17 protein-coding genes and 1 pseudogene are annotated in these 15,952 nt (G+C 40.8%); 11 read left to right on the forward strand and 7 right to left on the reverse strand.

All coding sequences use genetic code 11. The annotated features are described in order from the left end of the window. Positions 1-41: 41 nt before the first annotated feature. The 5 genes and pseudogenes from CAL6303_RS18200 (at position 42) to CAL6303_RS18225 (ending at position 3,742) form a co-directional block, all read left to right on the forward strand. A complete protein-coding gene (locus CAL6303_RS18200) occupies positions 42-272 on the forward strand; it encodes a type II toxin-antitoxin system Phd/YefM family antitoxin (protein ID WP_041740753.1) in 231 nt (76 codons plus the stop codon). After that, positions 269-655, forward strand: a complete 387-nt coding sequence (locus tag CAL6303_RS18205; RefSeq protein ID WP_015199290.1) for a type II toxin-antitoxin system VapC family toxin — start codon at positions 269-271, stop codon at positions 653-655. Before CAL6303_RS18200 ends, CAL6303_RS18205 begins: the two co-directional genes overlap by 4 nt. 130 nt (positions 656-785) lie before the next feature. Then, positions 786-1,630 (forward strand): annotated as a pseudogene (locus tag CAL6303_RS29415) (transposase). A 278-nt stretch (positions 1,631-1,908) separates the two neighbouring features. Next, on the forward strand, positions 1,909-2,493 hold the full coding sequence (locus CAL6303_RS18220; protein WP_015199291.1) for a Uma2 family endonuclease: 585 nt from the start codon (positions 1,909-1,911) through the stop codon (positions 2,491-2,493). A 307-nt stretch (positions 2,494-2,800) separates the two neighbouring features. Continuing rightward, a complete protein-coding gene (locus CAL6303_RS18225) occupies positions 2,801-3,742 on the forward strand; it encodes a GNAT family N-acetyltransferase (protein ID WP_015199292.1) in 942 nt (313 codons plus the stop codon). Between the two features lie 151 nt (positions 3,743-3,893). Here the strand turns inward: CAL6303_RS18225 and CAL6303_RS18230 are convergent, their stop codons facing one another. Next, the gene (locus CAL6303_RS18230; protein WP_015199293.1) at positions 3,894-4,229 is read right to left on the reverse strand and encodes a XisI protein; all 336 of its coding nucleotides are present in this window, start codon (positions 4,227-4,229) and stop codon (positions 3,894-3,896) included. After that, on the reverse strand, positions 4,217-4,633 hold the full coding sequence (locus CAL6303_RS18235; protein ID WP_015199294.1) for a XisH family protein: 417 nt from the start codon (positions 4,631-4,633) through the stop codon (positions 4,217-4,219). Before CAL6303_RS18235 ends, CAL6303_RS18230 begins: the two co-directional genes overlap by 13 nt. 324 nt (positions 4,634-4,957) lie before the next feature. Between CAL6303_RS18235 and CAL6303_RS18240 the strand changes: the two genes are divergently transcribed. The 3 genes from CAL6303_RS18240 (at position 4,958) to argS (ending at position 7,522) form a co-directional block, all read left to right on the forward strand. Then, the gene (locus tag CAL6303_RS18240) at positions 4,958-5,257 is read left to right on the forward strand and encodes a type II toxin-antitoxin system HigB family toxin (RefSeq protein ID WP_015199295.1); all 300 of its coding nucleotides are present in this window, start codon (positions 4,958-4,960) and stop codon (positions 5,255-5,257) included. After that, complete coding sequence (locus CAL6303_RS18245) at positions 5,241-5,639, forward strand: helix-turn-helix domain-containing protein (RefSeq protein WP_015199296.1); 399 nt, start codon at positions 5,241-5,243, stop codon at positions 5,637-5,639. The genes CAL6303_RS18240 and CAL6303_RS18245 overlap by 17 nt, the downstream gene beginning before the upstream one ends. A gap of 125 nt (positions 5,640-5,764) precedes the next feature. Further along, a complete protein-coding gene (argS, locus tag CAL6303_RS18250; protein ID WP_015199297.1) occupies positions 5,765-7,522 on the forward strand; it encodes an arginine--tRNA ligase in 1,758 nt (585 codons plus the stop codon). A 12-nt stretch (positions 7,523-7,534) separates the two neighbouring features. On the opposite strand, the gene CAL6303_RS18255 is transcribed toward argS, so the two are convergent. Beyond that, complete coding sequence (locus CAL6303_RS18255) at positions 7,535-8,752, reverse strand: glycosyltransferase (protein WP_015199298.1); 1,218 nt, start codon at positions 8,750-8,752, stop codon at positions 7,535-7,537. Positions 8,753-8,848: 96 nt separating this feature from the next. Here CAL6303_RS18255 and shc point away from each other — a divergent pair, with 96 nt between their 5' ends. The 3 genes from shc (at position 8,849) to CAL6303_RS18270 (ending at position 12,904) form a co-directional block, all read left to right on the forward strand. Continuing rightward, complete coding sequence (shc, locus tag CAL6303_RS18260; RefSeq protein WP_015199299.1) at positions 8,849-10,822, forward strand: squalene--hopene cyclase; 1,974 nt, start codon at positions 8,849-8,851, stop codon at positions 10,820-10,822. Positions 10,823-10,958: 136 nt separating this feature from the next. Beyond that, positions 10,959-11,771, forward strand: coding sequence for a class I SAM-dependent methyltransferase (locus CAL6303_RS18265; RefSeq protein WP_015199300.1), 813 nt, complete (start codon positions 10,959-10,961; stop codon positions 11,769-11,771). A gap of 308 nt (positions 11,772-12,079) precedes the next feature. Then, the gene (locus CAL6303_RS18270; protein ID WP_015199301.1) at positions 12,080-12,904 is read left to right on the forward strand and encodes a squalene/phytoene synthase family protein; all 825 of its coding nucleotides are present in this window, start codon (positions 12,080-12,082) and stop codon (positions 12,902-12,904) included. A 107-nt stretch (positions 12,905-13,011) separates the two neighbouring features. On the opposite strand, the gene CAL6303_RS18275 is transcribed toward CAL6303_RS18270, so the two are convergent. From CAL6303_RS18275 to CAL6303_RS31505, 4 genes are all read right to left on the reverse strand, one after another. Then, complete coding sequence (locus CAL6303_RS18275; protein WP_015199302.1) at positions 13,012-13,818, reverse strand: tetratricopeptide repeat protein; 807 nt, start codon at positions 13,816-13,818, stop codon at positions 13,012-13,014. A gap of 148 nt (positions 13,819-13,966) precedes the next feature. Next, positions 13,967-14,596 carry a ribonuclease H-like domain-containing protein gene (locus tag CAL6303_RS18280; protein ID WP_015199303.1) on the reverse strand — a complete coding sequence of 210 codons (630 nt, stop codon included), beginning with the start codon at positions 14,594-14,596 and terminating at the stop codon, positions 13,967-13,969. Positions 14,597-14,678: 82 nt separating this feature from the next. Next, complete coding sequence (locus tag CAL6303_RS18285; protein ID WP_015199304.1) at positions 14,679-15,224, reverse strand: CAP domain-containing protein; 546 nt, start codon at positions 15,222-15,224, stop codon at positions 14,679-14,681. A gap of 509 nt (positions 15,225-15,733) precedes the next feature. After that, complete coding sequence (locus CAL6303_RS31505) at positions 15,734-15,856, reverse strand: hypothetical protein (RefSeq protein WP_255348427.1); 123 nt, start codon at positions 15,854-15,856, stop codon at positions 15,734-15,736. Between the last annotated feature and the right edge of the window lie 96 nt (positions 15,857-15,952).

Consider the following 15,952-nt stretch of genomic DNA (forward strand, 5'->3'; position numbering starts at 1 on the left):
AGCTTATAATTATGGGAGCGATCGCAGCCCACTCCAACCCCATGACCCAAATCAGCCTCACCGAAGCCCAGCAGCATCTCCCAGAACTGATCGCCAACCTCAAACCGGGCGAAGAGATCCAGATCTGCCAAAATGAGCGGGCGATCGCCCGTCTGATCATCGAACCTCGAACAACCCGAAAACCTCGGCAACCTGGAAGCGCGATCGGAACATTCACCATCATCGCCGATGACGAAGAGCATCTAGAAGACTTTTGCGACTACATGCAATGAAGCTTCTCATCGACACCCATACCTTCCTCTGGTTTGTCCTAAACGACTCCTCGCTCAGTCCAATCGCTCGTGATCTGATAATTGATCCTTTAAATGATATTTTCCTCAGTCCAGCATCCCACTGGGAGATTGCCATCAAAATCAGCATCGGAAAATATCGAATTCCTGGTCAGTTTGAACATTGGATGAATGATCAAATTCAAATTAATGAACTGGCGATTTTACCCATCGAAGTCGCTCATTCCGCTGCCGTCATCACGCTTCCTTTTCATCACAAAGATCCATTCGATCGGCTGCTCATTGCTCAGTCGCTTGTCGAGACTATTCCCATTGTCAGTGCTGATGTAATTTTTGATGCCTACGGCGTTACTCGCCTTTGGTAGAGTCTGTGAAATCCTTTTGAGCTAGGCGATCGCCTAGAGAGGCAGTCCAGTGGAAGTAGTTGACAAAAGGTACAATTTTTGCGGAGGCTAATTTGTATGTAGGTGAACGTAATATCAGGAGTGCGTAGCTATGCGTCCCCCCATGTGGAATCCTCCCATCGAACTATCAGCAAGCGAGCAAAAAGTGGCTCAACGTATTCGTAAAGCCAAGCTGTTCTTATTTTTGAGGGAAATACGCCACGAGTTATTTGATGCAGAATTTCAAATTGAGCTAGCTAAAGTATTCAAAGATAGTAGCGTTGGCTTATGTCCAGTACCACCAGCACAAATTGCACTTGCCATCATACTACAAGCCTATACGGGAGTAAGTGACGACGAAGCCATAGAAGCAATGGTGATGGATAGACGGTGGCAATTGGTTTTAAATTGTCTTGATGGTGAAAGTTAGAAGAATTACAAATTGACCGTGCGTATTTAACTAGTCATTTAGTTAAGCAACGTGACTCAGATTTGACGATTGTCTGCAAATCATGGCGAGTACGAAACGGTCAACTCTTTGATAAAAATGCGTTTATCTTAGATTGGGATAACTCGAAAATTCTTTGCCCAAATGGAATCAGCTTACCTTTTGTGCAAGGACAAGTAGTCCATTTCCCAAAACATGAATGTAATATTTGTCCTCTACATTCACAATGCACGGAAAGTCAAAATGGTCGTAGTGTTTCGATTCATGCCGACGAATTATTGTTAAAAGAACTAAGAGAGCGCCAAAACACACCCCAAGGGAGGGCTAAACTCCGCGAACGTGTTTCCGTCGAACATTGTTTAGCTAAAATCGGTCAGTGGCAAGGTGAGCAAGCTCGTTACATCGGTCTACGCAAGAATCTTTTTGATTTACGACGTATGGCGGTTGTTCATAATCTTCATGTTTTAGCTCAAATCCTACTTATCAACCCAATCGGAACAACTGCATAATCATATTTACTTGTCAATCACTTCTACTGGACTGCCTCTCTAGGAATTACGCAAGTTTGAGCAAGCTAGCAAGGATTACCAAACTCGTGACGAAATTGATGCTCAACTGGCATCCCAACGCCAACTAGACTGGGGCGAGTAAAACGTTGAGATGCTTATGCGATCGCATGATTCAAATCTACCGCTACCAGCCGTATTAATCCAATCCGCAACACACCTAAAACACCTGTATTTGTGTAAATCGTTAAAATAATACCAAAACCAAGGAGTAATTTCCCATGATTGCCATTAAGGAAAAGCTTCCTCCAATGACCCCTGAAGAATATTTTACCTGGGAAGAACAACAACTAGAAAAACACGAATTGATCGACAGTCAAGTGTACGCCATGAGCGGCGGCAGCGTTAATCATAGCCGCATTGCAATTAGATTTACGACTATGGTTGATACCCATTTAGATACTAGTAGTTGCATAACAGCTAACTCAGACCTGAGAGTTAATATTGCTGGCACAAATAACTACACCTATCCCGATGTTAGTGTCACCTGCGATGAGCGAGATAAAACCACCACCCAATATATTACCTACCCCTGCCTAATCATTGAAGTTCTTTCTCCTAGCACCGAATCCTACGATAGAGGTGGCAAATTTAGAATGTACCGCAAAAATCCAATTTTACAAGATTATTTATTAGTCAGTTCCACCAGCATTGAAATAGATTTGTATCACAAAAAAGATACAGGCGAATGGCTCATCATTAACTACCAAGCAGGCGACACCGTAGAACTCAAAAGTATCAATCTAAGTTTTCCAATTGAACAAGTTTATCGAAACCTCGACCTTACCCCAGAAACAACACCTTAAAAGTGAAAAAGCTTGTTACAAATAATGTTTGTGTAAATCATTAAAACAGTAAGTAGTCAGACAGAATTAATTACAAAAAATTAGACTTGAAACGCTTACCTAGCCTAGACAGGCTGGCGAATGGTGTTTCATCAGGGTACGCCTACAGACCCTTTTGACCAGTCTGCGGTCTAATAAATAGTTAGACCTTCTCTTCTCCCTTGAGCCTCAGAAGTTGATGGCTCTTGGTAAAGATTGAATTGGTTGTTCTAAGTTTGCAAGGATTTATTGTTAAACTTTTCAAACTAAAGACTGGAAAGTACTACTCATGAACCTCTCAATTCGACTCCTTCAAGAACATGAGCTATCGACGGCTGAACATCTCTTTCGACTCGCCTTTGGCACGTTTATTGGATTGCCTCAACCAACCGATTTTGGCGGTGATGCGAACTATGTTCAACCCCGATGGAAAGTTGACCCAACAGCGGCGTTTGCGGCTGAGGTTGATGGGCAACTAGTTGGCTCCAACATCGCTACTTGTTGGGGTAGTATCGGTACTTTTGGACCGCTCAGTGTTCACCCTGACTTCTGGGATCGAGGCATTGCTCAACGTCTAATGGAACCTGTGATGGCTCAATTTGCTCAATGGGGAACGCGACAGGCTGGGTTGTTGACTTTTCCAAATAGTCCAAAGCATCACGCGCTTTATCAGAAGTTCGGGTTTTACCCACGCTTTCTGACCTTCATTATGGCAAAACCCATTCAGGCAGTTCAGCAGGACTTACTCGCAACGACTTACTCGCAGCTCAATCCTCAGCAGCGATTGGATTGTCTCAAAGCGTGTTCTACCCTCACTGATGTGATTTATTCAGGGCTAGATTTATCGCGTGAGATTGAAGCCGTACATACGCAAAATTTAGGGGATACGGTTTTGCTGTGGGATGAGACAGATCTAGTAGGATTTGCGATTTGTCATTGTGGTGCAGGTAGCGAGGCAGGTAGCGATGTATGCTATATCAAGTTTGGAGCAGTACGCCCAGGAATACAAGCAGGAGAACAGTTTGAACAGTTACTCGATCTGTGTGAAGTGTATGGGGCGACTCAAAAAATGTTGCGTCTCGTCGCTGGAGTAAATACCAGCCATGATGCAGCCTATTCCAGGATGGTTGCTCGACGTTTTCGTGCTGAAATCATCGGTGTCGTCATGCACAAGCCAAACGAGCCTGGTTACAATCGACCAGACGTTTTTATATTAGATGATTGGCGCTAATGAAACCGAGTTTGAGTGAGGACAAGTAGCCATGTCTAACAACGTAGTGGAGCGGACGAGCAGAGCCTTTTCGCTTTGTTTAAGTCATATTTATCGCCGCTCACTTTAGCCGTTGAGCTGTTTGAGCGATCGCTCTTTTATTCATTACTTCCTAACCAACAGCAAAATCTGTAAATTGTCTTTTATAAGGTGAATGAAATCCGATCACAATATTTTGTTTTGGAACTCCCATTAAAACTAACTCTTCCGCAATATTTATCTCGGTTCCATTCCACTGAATCCAAATTTTTTCATCCTTGATATCAATGTGTATTGAACAGCCATATACACGACGTTTATTTTCCCAGCCTACATTAACAAGTTGATAATGATCGCGTACAGTATCAAATATTTGTTCTACTTCTACATCGCCATAGGAAGGTTTATAACTACCATATTTTGTCAAAAGTTGCTGAATGTACTCCCTATATTTTTCTAACTTATCCATCTTACTATCTCCTGAGTTTCAGTATCGTAAACTACCAGCTTTAATTGAAATTCTTGAATTTGAAGCTGTAGAAACGGAAGCGTAAAAAAATCATTATAGGTTTCTGCATCAACAGCTAAATATAGCTTACGTTCTGGTTCTTTTTCCCTAAGAGCAGTACGGTAGTTAAGGAATTGTCCGAGAGCAAGATGAAAATCGGTGATAGCTGATGGATTTAGAAAACTTTTGATTTCAACAGCAATTCTTTCCCCTTCCTTTTCTGCTGCAACTAACTTCTCTGCTCCCAAATCGATACGCATCTGAACTTGACCAAAATCAATATATAGAGGGTCGTTTGTAATATTCCACCCGTCTTTTTCCAAAGCGAATCTCACAATACCGTGAAATTTGTCCTTCGCTGACATAACTTACTTGATTCATCTGGGAGTATTCTCATTTTACTCCATAGTTAAGATGTGCAAAGTGCTATTCGTTTCTACCCGGATTTGCCAGCTAAACACCAACGTTGAGCTGCTTAAGCGATCGCAATGACAAGTGAAAAAGTCAGATGCTCCCTGTGGATTGTCCTTTGCTAGAGTTGAAACGGCAACATTGATAATTTTGTGTGATACTACACAGGAAGTGGCTACGCAAATGCTAAAAATATTTGACTTTATTCCTCTCATAATGAGAGCATATACTCTAAAATAAAAATAAATACTCTAAAATAAAAATAAGTTAATAGTTTAATGCACGTAATCAGTCGTAAAAAACTGAGAAAATTCTGGGAACAACATACAGATTCCTATGATGCACTCGATAATTGGTATAAGGTTGCGACAAAGGCTGAGTGGTCGAATCTGGCTGAAGTACAAGCAAGTTACTCAACAGCAGAGGCAGTAGGCAATTTTACAGTTTTTAATATCAAAGGCAATAATTACCGTTTGATAGTAGATATTGTCTATGATGAAGCCACAATTTTTATCAAATATATTTTAACTCATGCCGAATACGACAAAGATAAGTGGAAAAATGACCCTTACTATTAATCCCGACATTTATGCTAATTTACTGGTAGAGTACCAGCCGAAAGTCATTAAAACAGACGAAGAAAACGAACATGCGATCGCACTCGCTGAGAAACTAGCACACCGTCAAAACAAAACGGCGGAAGAATCTGTGTTGTATGAACTTTTGATCGCTTTAATTGAAAAATATGAAGATGAACAATACCCAATGGGTGAATCAAATCCCCACTCCATGCTGCTACATTTGATGGAAGCTCGTAATTTAAAACAAGCTGATTTAGTAGGGGTTCTGGGTTCCAGTGGAGTGACTTCGGAAGTTGTCAATGGCAAGCGAGAAATTAGCAAAACCCAGGCTAAAGCTTTAGGGGAGTTTTTTCATGTCGATTCTGGGCTATTTATTTGATTTTGCAAGAGTGTTGCTGCTTTGCGATCGCTTAACTGGAAAACACATTAATATTTGGTGAATCGTGATGATGTTGCGATGGTGTAATTCAGGATAGAATTCCCTGTAGTGTGATATTAATAGACATGAACGCTACACAAGAACAATTAAAGTTAAAAATTAAGGCAGCGATGGGAACGGCTTTTGGCGCGGAGTATGCTGAAGCTGATCCGATGTTGATGACGACAAATAATCCTAAGTTTGGTGACTATCAGTCCAATGTGTCTTTATCATTGGCAAAAAAACTCGGACAACAACCCCGTGCTGTGGCAACGGCAATTGTGGAAAATTTAGATGTGTCGGATATTTGCGAAGCGTTGGAGATTGCAGAACCTGGTTTTATTAATATTCGCCTGAAAACTGAGTATTTAGAAGCTCAACTTAATCGCATTCAAACTGATCCTCGCTTGGGTGTACCCATCACCAAAAACCCAAAGCGGGAAATTGTGGATTTTTCCAGCCCCAATATTGCTAAGGAAATGCACGTTGGGCATTTGCGGTCAACTATCATTGGGGATAGTATTGCCCGAATTTTGGAATTCCAAGGACATGATGTGTTGCGGCTAAATCATGTTGGTGATTGGGGTACGCAGTTTGGGATGTTGATTACATATCTGCGGGAAGTTTGCCCCGAAGCGTTGACAACTGCTAATGCTTTGGATATTGGGGATTTGGTGGAATTCTACAAAAAGGCAAAAGCCAGGTTTGATGGGGATGAAACCTTCCAAAAAACAGCCCGCGAGGAAGTTGTCAAATTACAGGCTGGGGCGGAAGATACAATTCGGGCTTGGAAGTTGCTGTGTGAACAATCCCGCCAAGAGTTCCAAATTATTTACGATATTTTGGATATTAACGTCAAAGAACGGGGAGAATCTTTCTACAACTCCTACTTAGCTGCTGTAGTTGCAGATTTAGATAAAGCTGGTTTGCTGGAAGAATCCCAAGGTGCCAAAGTTGTATTTTTGGAAGGCTTCACCAATAAAGAGGGTCAACCTCTACCGCTAATTGTCCAGAAAACAGACGGTGGATACAATTATGCCACTACCGATTTAGCTGCATTGCGTTACCGCTTGCAACAGGATCAGGCACAGCGGTTAATTTATGTTACTGACTCTGGACAAGCGGGACACTTTACTGGTGTATTTCAGGTTGCCCGCAAAGCTGGATGGATTCCCGATGATGTGGAAATAGTTCATGTACCCTTCGGCTTGGTGTTGGGGGAAGATGGGAAAAAATTTAAAACCCGTTCTGGGGATGTGGTAAGGTTACGGGATTTGTTAGATGAAGCGATCGCGCGATCGCGTGCCGACTTGGAAGCCCGTTTACAGGCAGAGGAACGCCAAGAAACTGAGGAATTTATCAGTAATGTTGCTGAGGTGGTTGGTATCAGCGCTGTGAAATACGCTGATTTGAGTCAAAATCGCACCACCGACTATAAATTTAGCTTTGATCGGATGTTGTCATTGAAAGGGAATACGGCACCCTACATGCTTTACGCATACGTCCGCACCCAAGGAATTGCTAGGGAAGGTAATATAGATTTTCTCAATTTGGGAGCAAATGTCAAAATCTTTTTAAAGGAAGAAGCTGAATTTACCCTGGCAAAGCACATATTACAACTGGATCAAGTCATTGCCGAAGTTGAGCAAGAACTATTACCAAATCGTCTATGTGAATATCTATACAATCTCAGTGATAAATTTAACAAGTTCTATGAAAACTGCCCAGTTTTGAAATCGGAAGAACCTGTACGCACCTCGCGGTTAGCATTATGCGATTTAACCGCGAGAACGCTAAAACTGGGTTTATCTTTGTTAGGAATTCGGGTGTTAGAAAGAATGTAAAATAAATCACCTTCAGCGTGTTGTTGATTGATAAACTCTGCCTTTCCATGCACCTCCTTTCCCTTGCCAATGTCGAAATGCTGAGTCTATTGTCATCAAGGTGTAAAGAAATCCGATGATTGGTAAACAGAGGCTAAATAGGGGAGGACATTTATACAGTCGGATTGTGGGAGTATAGGCGATGATCATGATCATATATGTGCCTAAACCACTGGCTGCCAATAACCAATTTGCAGCCAAAATCCCATACCCTAAGGCAAATACCGGAACTAAATAAATGATCACCATCCCAATTACAGTACCAACTAATAATAGTGGTGAATAGTTGAGTTGAGTAAATGCTGTACGGGCAATCATATCCCAAATATTACTGAGATGTGGATAGGGACGTAAACTCAGGGTTGAGGTGCTAAGTCCTAGCCAAATTTTCCCCTTTTTTTTGATGGCAGTCGCTAAAGAACAATCATCAATTAGGGCTTCTTTGACTACCTGAATTCCGCCAATTCCTTCGAGGGCTTGGTGGCGTATTAATATACAACCTCCGGCGGCTGCGGCAGTGGATTTACTAGGATTATTTACCCAGAAAAATGGGTAAAGTTTTTGGAAGAAAAAGACAAATGCAGGTATTAAAAGCTGTTCCCAAAAGCTTTCGCATCTCAGTTGCACCATCACGGAAACCAAATCCAAGTCTTCGATTACAGCTTTGTTGATTAACCGCTGAATGGTATCTGGATGATGTTGAATATCAGCATCGGTAAGGAGAATATAATCGGGTGTATTTTTGCTTGCAGCTTGAATACCTTGTTCCATTGCCCATAGTTTGCCACTCCAACCGGGGGGAAGGGGTTCTGCGGAGATAATTTGGAAATTTTCTTGTTGATTTAGACTTGCAGCGGTTTCTCTGGCTATTTTAGCTGTTTCATCTGTGCTGTGATCGTCTACTAGGTAAATTTTGGTAGATATATCTCCCAATACTTTCAAAGAGTCACAAAGTGAACCCATTGTAGCTGAAATTAGTTCTGCTTCGTTCCTTGCTGGAATTACTGCACAAATCAAAGGTTTTTGAAACTTGAAATTATTTAATACTTGATTGCTTATAAATTCAGTATTTTCTCTAATCTCTTCCTTTTCCAAAATCGTCTTTGCATCCCAGAATCTACCACGAAAAAACAGTAAAAATAGCCAAATCAATAAAGATAAAAAAGCTACAGCCACCAGCATTGTATTCATAAATATCTTGCCAAATATACTGTTTCTATAGGAAAATACAATGTCACCGAAGTAGTGCAATGTTCCCACTATTATTTCAGGTTGAGTAATCCCTACATGCAAATTCAAGACAGGGAAAGTAATCATCAAACACCGTTACAGAGTGAGAGTCAATTGGCTTTACGACTTTCCCAAAGTATCGCATCTAGCCAAAACTATTTGCTATCACGCCAATATGGGGATGGTTTTTGGTGGTCAAAATTAGAATCTAATGTCACCATTACTGCTGAAGCTGTGCTTCTCCACAAAATCTGGGGAACTGATACATCTAGACCCCTGAACAAAATTGAAGCATATCTGCGTTCTCAACAACGGGAACATGGTGGATGGGAGTTATTTTATGGTGATGGGGGCGAAATTAGCACCTCGGTGGAGGCTTATATGGCGCTGAAATTATTGGGAGTCACGGCAGACGATGCAGCCATGATCCGTGCCCGTGATTTTATTCTCCAACATGGTGGTATTTCTAAGACTCGCATCTTTACAAAGTTTCACTTAGCTTTGATTGGCTGCTACAGTTGGCGTGGTGTCCCTTCTTTGCCTCCTTGGGTGATGCTACTACCAGATAATCCCTGGTTTAGTATTTATGAATTATCAAGCTGGGCACGTTCTAGTACGGTACCTTTACTGATTGTTTTTGACAAAAAGCCTGTGTATGTTACAAATCCGGGGATTACCCTGGATGAACTATACACAGAAGGGATTGAAAATGTTAAGTATGAAATCCCAAAAAACTATGATTGGACTGATGTATTCTTGGGGTTAGATCAAGTCTTTAAATTTGCCGAAAGCTGGAATTTGGTACCTTTGCGAAAAGCTGGAATAGAAGCTGCCGAGAAATGGATTTTAGAACGTCAAGAAGCTACAGGGGATTGGGCGGGAATAATTCCCCCCATGTTAAATTCACTCTTGGCGTTGCGGAGTTTGGGTTACGATGTCAATGACCCGATTGTACAGCGGGGACTAACAGCAATTGATAATTTTGCCATCGAAACCGATTCGAGTTATTGTGTACAACCCTGTGTTTCACCAGTTTGGGACACTGCTTGGGTAATGCGATCGCTTGTTGCATCCGGTGTACCATCAGATCATCCGGCGATAGTTAAGGCTGGTGAATGGTTACTGCAAAAACAGATTCTCGATTATGGTGATTGGGCTGTAAAAAACCGTCATGGAAAACCTGGTGCTTGGGCTTTTGAATTTGAAAATCGTTTCTATCCTGATGTTGATGATACCGCAGTGGTGGTAATGGCATTGGATGTTGCCAAGTTACCAAATGAAAACTTAAAAACAGCAGCAATCGAACGTGCTTTAGATTGGGTAGCTTCTATGCAGTGTGAAGCTGGTGGTTGGGCAGCTTTTGATCTGAATAATAACCAAGATTGGCTGAATTTATTACCCTATGCCGATTTGAAGGCAATGATTGACCCCAATACAGCAGATGTTACAGCTAGGGTAATTGAGATGTTGGGTGCATGTCATCTATCTATTCCCCATCCTAACTTGGAACGCGCCCTCGAATACCTGATCAAAGAACAGGAATCTGAAGGTTGTTGGTTTGGGAGATGGGGAGTTAACTATATATATGGTACCAGCGGAGTCATAGCCGCTTTAGCTTTGGTAAACCCTCACAAGCATCAAGCAAATATCCAGCGAGGTGCTACTTGGTTGATTCAATGTCAAAACCCTGATGGGGGATGGGGTGAAACCTGTCGTAGTTACAACGATGCAAGTTTGAAAGGAAAAGGTAATAGTACTGCATCTCAAACAGCTTGGGCAATCTTGGGTTTAATTGCCGCAGACGAAGTGATAACAGAAGATTGGATGAAGGTGGCAATTGAGAGGGGAATTAATTATTTATTAGACACACAACAGGAAGATGGAAGTTGGTACGAATCAGAATTCACAGGAACAGGTTTCCCTTGTCATTTTTATTTGAAATATCATATGTACCAGCAATATTTTCCCCTATTGGCATTAGGAAGGTATACAGCAGATTTGCGAGAAATTAAGTCAACAGAAAAATTTTGAACAATAATAATTAGCACACAATTCTATTTTCTACTGCATTCTGTAACTATTTTCGATTATTCAGATGTAAATATCCTGATTTATCGACTTTAATCGTTTATTTTAGAACTTACAATTGCCAACTAAATCTAAAATTATGGTGCAAAAGTCAAACTACTATAACAATATTGCCCATATTTACGACGAGACTCGATGGTTAACAGCAGCAATAGCCGAAGATGTCATCAACTATATACTCAAATTGGTGAATGCAACTCCTGACACTTCCTTTTTAGAACCAGGGGTGGGTACAGGTTTAAATGTTTTTCCTTTAGTGAAACTTGGGTATCCAGTTACAGGAGTTGATATATCTGAATCAATGTTGAATCAGTTTCGCTATAAGTTCCAGGAAATTCCTGATAACTTAACATTAATCCAGACAGACGCATCACTATTACCTTTTCCGAATCAGAGTTTTGATGTTGTGATAACTTGCCATATGATTCATGCTGTTCATAACTGGCAAGAGTTTCTCAATCAAGTAATGCAGATAACTAAAATAGGGGGATTTTATCTTAACTGTCAATGGTTGACACCTCTAGCTAGGTTGGAGTTTGAAAACCACTTTCGGGCTATATTGGCTAAATATCAACCTTTCTCAAGACAACAATCACCTAACTCAATTACTGAAATCAACGTTGATGCTTACCTCCAAAGTCAGGGATATCAAGGAAACTACTCGATTGCGAAAAAATGGTTAGTTACTAATACAGTTGAGGAATTACTCAGGTGTTTGAAATTACGGGCTTATGGGTTATGTTGGCAAATATCTGATAATATCTTTGAACAGGTAATCACAGAATTTGAGAAATTTTGCATTCAACAATATGGTTCGTTGGAAACGGTTTTGGCTTCAGAAGCTAAATTTGAAATCTGGATGTATACAAAATGTAACAATACAATTAACTGACCTTGACAAATTAGGCATTATCTAAAACTAAAGACGAAAATTTGCTTTTTCTAGTTGTTAAAGATACACATGCTGATATGGTTTTTACAAAAAATTGGATGGACATCAAAACCAATTAAGTTTAGTTCTAAACTTGCCAAACTTGAATACAGCTTAGAAGGAATATCCACATGGAAATTTACCTCCAATATCCTATACTTTGAGTAAACGCGAATCAACTCTTAAATTTTAATTAAAAATAAATAGACATTATCCAGAAGGCTAGAAACTTCAGACTGAGGGGACAATAATTGTGAGGAGTGTGAAACATGGATTTACGCAATGATGCTTTAGAAATATTAAAAGAAACCAGCAGAACCTTTTATATTCCCATTGTGCGTTTACCAAGATGCTTACAGGAAGGAGTTGCTTCAGCTTATTTATGTATGCGGGCAATCGATGAAGTTGAAGATCATCCTACCCTTGATGTTGAATCCAAAGCAAAAATCTTAAGAAAAATTAGTTTAACTCTCCAAGCAGGTGTTGACGGCTTTGTCGCGGATGCATTTGCTGATAGTTTTTATGGTTATGAAGACATTTTGCCCGAAGTAACATTACGGATTCGGGAGTGGTCAATTCTGGCACCAGAAACTATTGCTCCACGGATCTGGGACGCAACAGCCGCAATGTCTGAAAGAATGGCATATTGGGCAGAACGCAATTGGAGAATTGATAATGAAGCCGATTTGGATCGGTATACTTTTGGTGTTGCAGGTGCTGTGGGTTTAATGCTTTCCGATTTGTGGAGTTGGTTTGATGGTACAAAAACCAACCGCACCCATGCTATCGGCTTTGGACGAGGTTTGCAAGCGGTGAATATTGTTCGTAACCATAACGAAGACTTTAGCAGGGGAGTAAATTTTATGCCTTCAGGTTGGGATGCTTCGGCAATCCAAGCTTATGCAAGACGAAATTTAATTTTAGCAGATGCTTATACCCAGTCTTTACCCAAGGGTCCAGCCTTGGATTTTTGTCAGATTCCCTTAGCTTTAGCCTATGGTACCCTGGATGCGATCGCACTGGGCAAGGAAAAGCTCAGTCGTAGTGATGTTGCTGCACTTTTGGAACAAGTTAGCAGCAGTTCGGAATCATAAAAATTCTTTTTTTCGACTGGTACTATTTTTTTTAGGGATGAGTTAATTATCCAAAACTAGGGTGTAATCTTTTACACCCTAATGAACAATCATTCACCAAGCTGATATTACTGTAGCTTTAAAAACTTATCTAAAGCTGCTACCATACTAGGTGCCCAACGCCGGGTATTTTTTACCCAATTGATATCTCTGTAGCGCGGATCTAATCCTACTGCTGCCACCCAATTACTTTCAGCTTCTCCCTGTTCACCCTTTGCCCACAGTGCTGCGGTAATTGAGGCACGAACATCTGCAAATTTGGGATATTTACGCAGAATATTTCTCATTTGACGAATTGCTTCATCTTTCTCACCTGTTTCGTATAATGCTAGGGCATAATTGGCACGGGCAAAGGCGAAATTAGGGGCAATATCTGCCGACTTTTGATAATCTGCAATTGCTTTATCCCATTGACGTAATCCAGCTTCGGCATTACCTCGATTGTTGTAAGCCATCGCATCTTTGGGATCTATCTCCAATACATGATTATAATCGGCGATCGCATCTTCCCACCGACCCAAGCCCTCTAACGCTGCACCTCGATTTAAGTAGGGGTCTGTAACATTTGGTGCTAGTTCTGCTGCGCGGTTATAATCTCCTAGGGCTGCCTCTAATTTGTTCTGGCTTACCCGCGAATTACCGCGATTACTCCAAACCGCTGCATTATTAGGATACTCTTCGAGAATTTGTGTCCAATAGTTCTCCGCTGTGACAAAATCCCCCTTGTCAGTGGCTGCAAAGGCTTGATTCGTAACATCATTCAAGCGCTGTAATTCTTCTTGAGTCACCTGCGTCGGCTGAGTTTGCGCCATTACAGGTTGTCCCCAACCCAACGCCAACAATAAGCAAAAAATCAAAGCAATTAATTTCATCATGGGTAATAAAAGTTAGCAGTTATCAGTTACCAGTTACTAGTTATCAGTTATCAGTTACTAGTTACCAGTTACTAGTTATCAGTTACTAGTTATCAGTTACCAGTTATCAAATTTGTTCACTGTTTACTGTTCCCTGTTCCCTGTTTTCCTAATGTTCAAATAAATCACTAAATTGGTTTAAATCCAAAGAAACTATGGTGGGTAAGCATTTAAAAGATTCCTCTGCTAATTGCCAACGTTCTTCTCGTTGCAGCATACTCATCAGTTTTTGCCTAGCACCTAAAAGGTAGCGTACATCATTGGCGGCATAACTTAGTTGTTCGTCAGACAAATTTGCTGCATTTCCCCAATCAGAACTTTGGGCAGTTTTGTCAAGTTCTACTTTTTCTAATTCTTTAATTAAATCTTTCAATCCGTGACGATTGGTATAGGTACGGGCAAGTTTACTGGCGATTTTGGTACAAAAAACAGGCTGTACAAAGATATCAAGGTAGCGACGTAAGGTTGCCAAGTCAAAACGGGCAAAATGGAAAACTTTGACAATATTTTCCGCTTCTAGCAGCTTTTTCAAGTTTGGTGCTGCGGTTTGCCCCTTAGCAACGCGGATGACTGTAACGTTACCATCCGGATTACATAGCTGTACTAAGCATAAGCGATCGCGTTGGGGAATTAACCCCATAGTTTCCGTGTCAACGGCAATGGCATCTGATTGGAGGTACGCAGTTAGTGTAGTTTCATCGAGATCGCGATCGCAAGCCTGAAAATCTGATAATGTCATGAATCTTCAAAAATAAATATAGTGTCCACCAGATCATTAGTATCCAGCAAACACTACTTTATTGTGCAAAAATTTGCTTAAACTATCGACTGCGAAGAAAAAGTTGAGTTAGGTAAACCTCACCCTCACGATTTACCGCCACTCCAACTCCCGTCAGATTATAATTCCCTTTAATATTTACCAAATGTCCAGGACTCTTAATCCACCCACTCACCGCTTCTGCGACAGGATCATCATACCCTTGGTTAAATGCCACATTCTCAGATGCACTTTGATAGCCGATAGAAATTGAATTTACTCGCTTTTCAAAGCCTTTATGACTAAAAGGCACTTTCCCAACTGCCATATTTTGGCTGTGAATCCTGGCTTGCTTACTAATTCTGGCATCAAGGGTTAATTTAGATAAGCCTTTAGCAACCCGATATCGATTAATTTGCTCAAAAACTGATTTTTCTAAATCCGTAGTTTTAAAATTATTAATAGGTGCAACTTTACTTGACGCTGTTGATAACGACTTGCTTTGATCCGATTGACTGGATTGAGATTGACTGGTGATAGAATTAGCCGTCAACCCGCTAGCAAAGACAAGCGTACTTAAAGCGAAGCAAAAAGCAGTTTGTCGAATCATGCAAAACTCATTGGTGTATAGGATTATTGAACTCAGATACTGTACATTTGTTTTTGATATACAAGTGTATTTATCGGTGTTCCGGAACAGACGAAATTTTTTAGATCCTCATCTTCTCGTTATTTTCACTAAATAACAATCCATGACTATAAAGTAATTATGAATTCATCTCGAAAACTTCAAAAAGTTAACATAAAGACTACTAACCTAGGAGTTACGCACTGTACAAATTAGTCATGGTATGATTTCACCGAAATAGCTTGTTTCAGACTTTGACCAATTTGTTTTTAGCGATAAATTAACCGTGGGGTAGGGGTTTAGCATTGCTAAACCCCTACGAGAAATATGGTTTTCCCGCAACATATATTTATTGTTTTCTGTCAATGCGTAAGTCCTATAACCTAATATTCCTACGGTTTAAGTAAAGCGCGTAGTTTACCACCGTAGGTATCGCTAATCTTAGCAGCATCTCAGAAACCCGGTTTCACCACCTTCAACACCACAATTTTTCATCCTCCACCAAAGAAACCGGGTTTCCACCACCGACGCAAGGTTAAGCTGCCACGAGATTTATCCCGTACCACAAGATCCCCGATTTCTTCAAGAAGTCGGGGATCTAAATCCTGTTGCAAAAACTGAAACCAGGTTTACTGACTCTTCACTTTAGCTTTAAACTGACCACTATATAATTCAGTATATCTCCGGAAATAGAAAAATTATTCTTGTCC

Origin of the sequence: Calothrix sp. PCC 6303, assembly GCF_000317435.1 — a bacterium.
Lineage (GTDB): Bacteria > Cyanobacteriota > Cyanobacteriia > Cyanobacteriales > Nostocaceae > PCC-6303.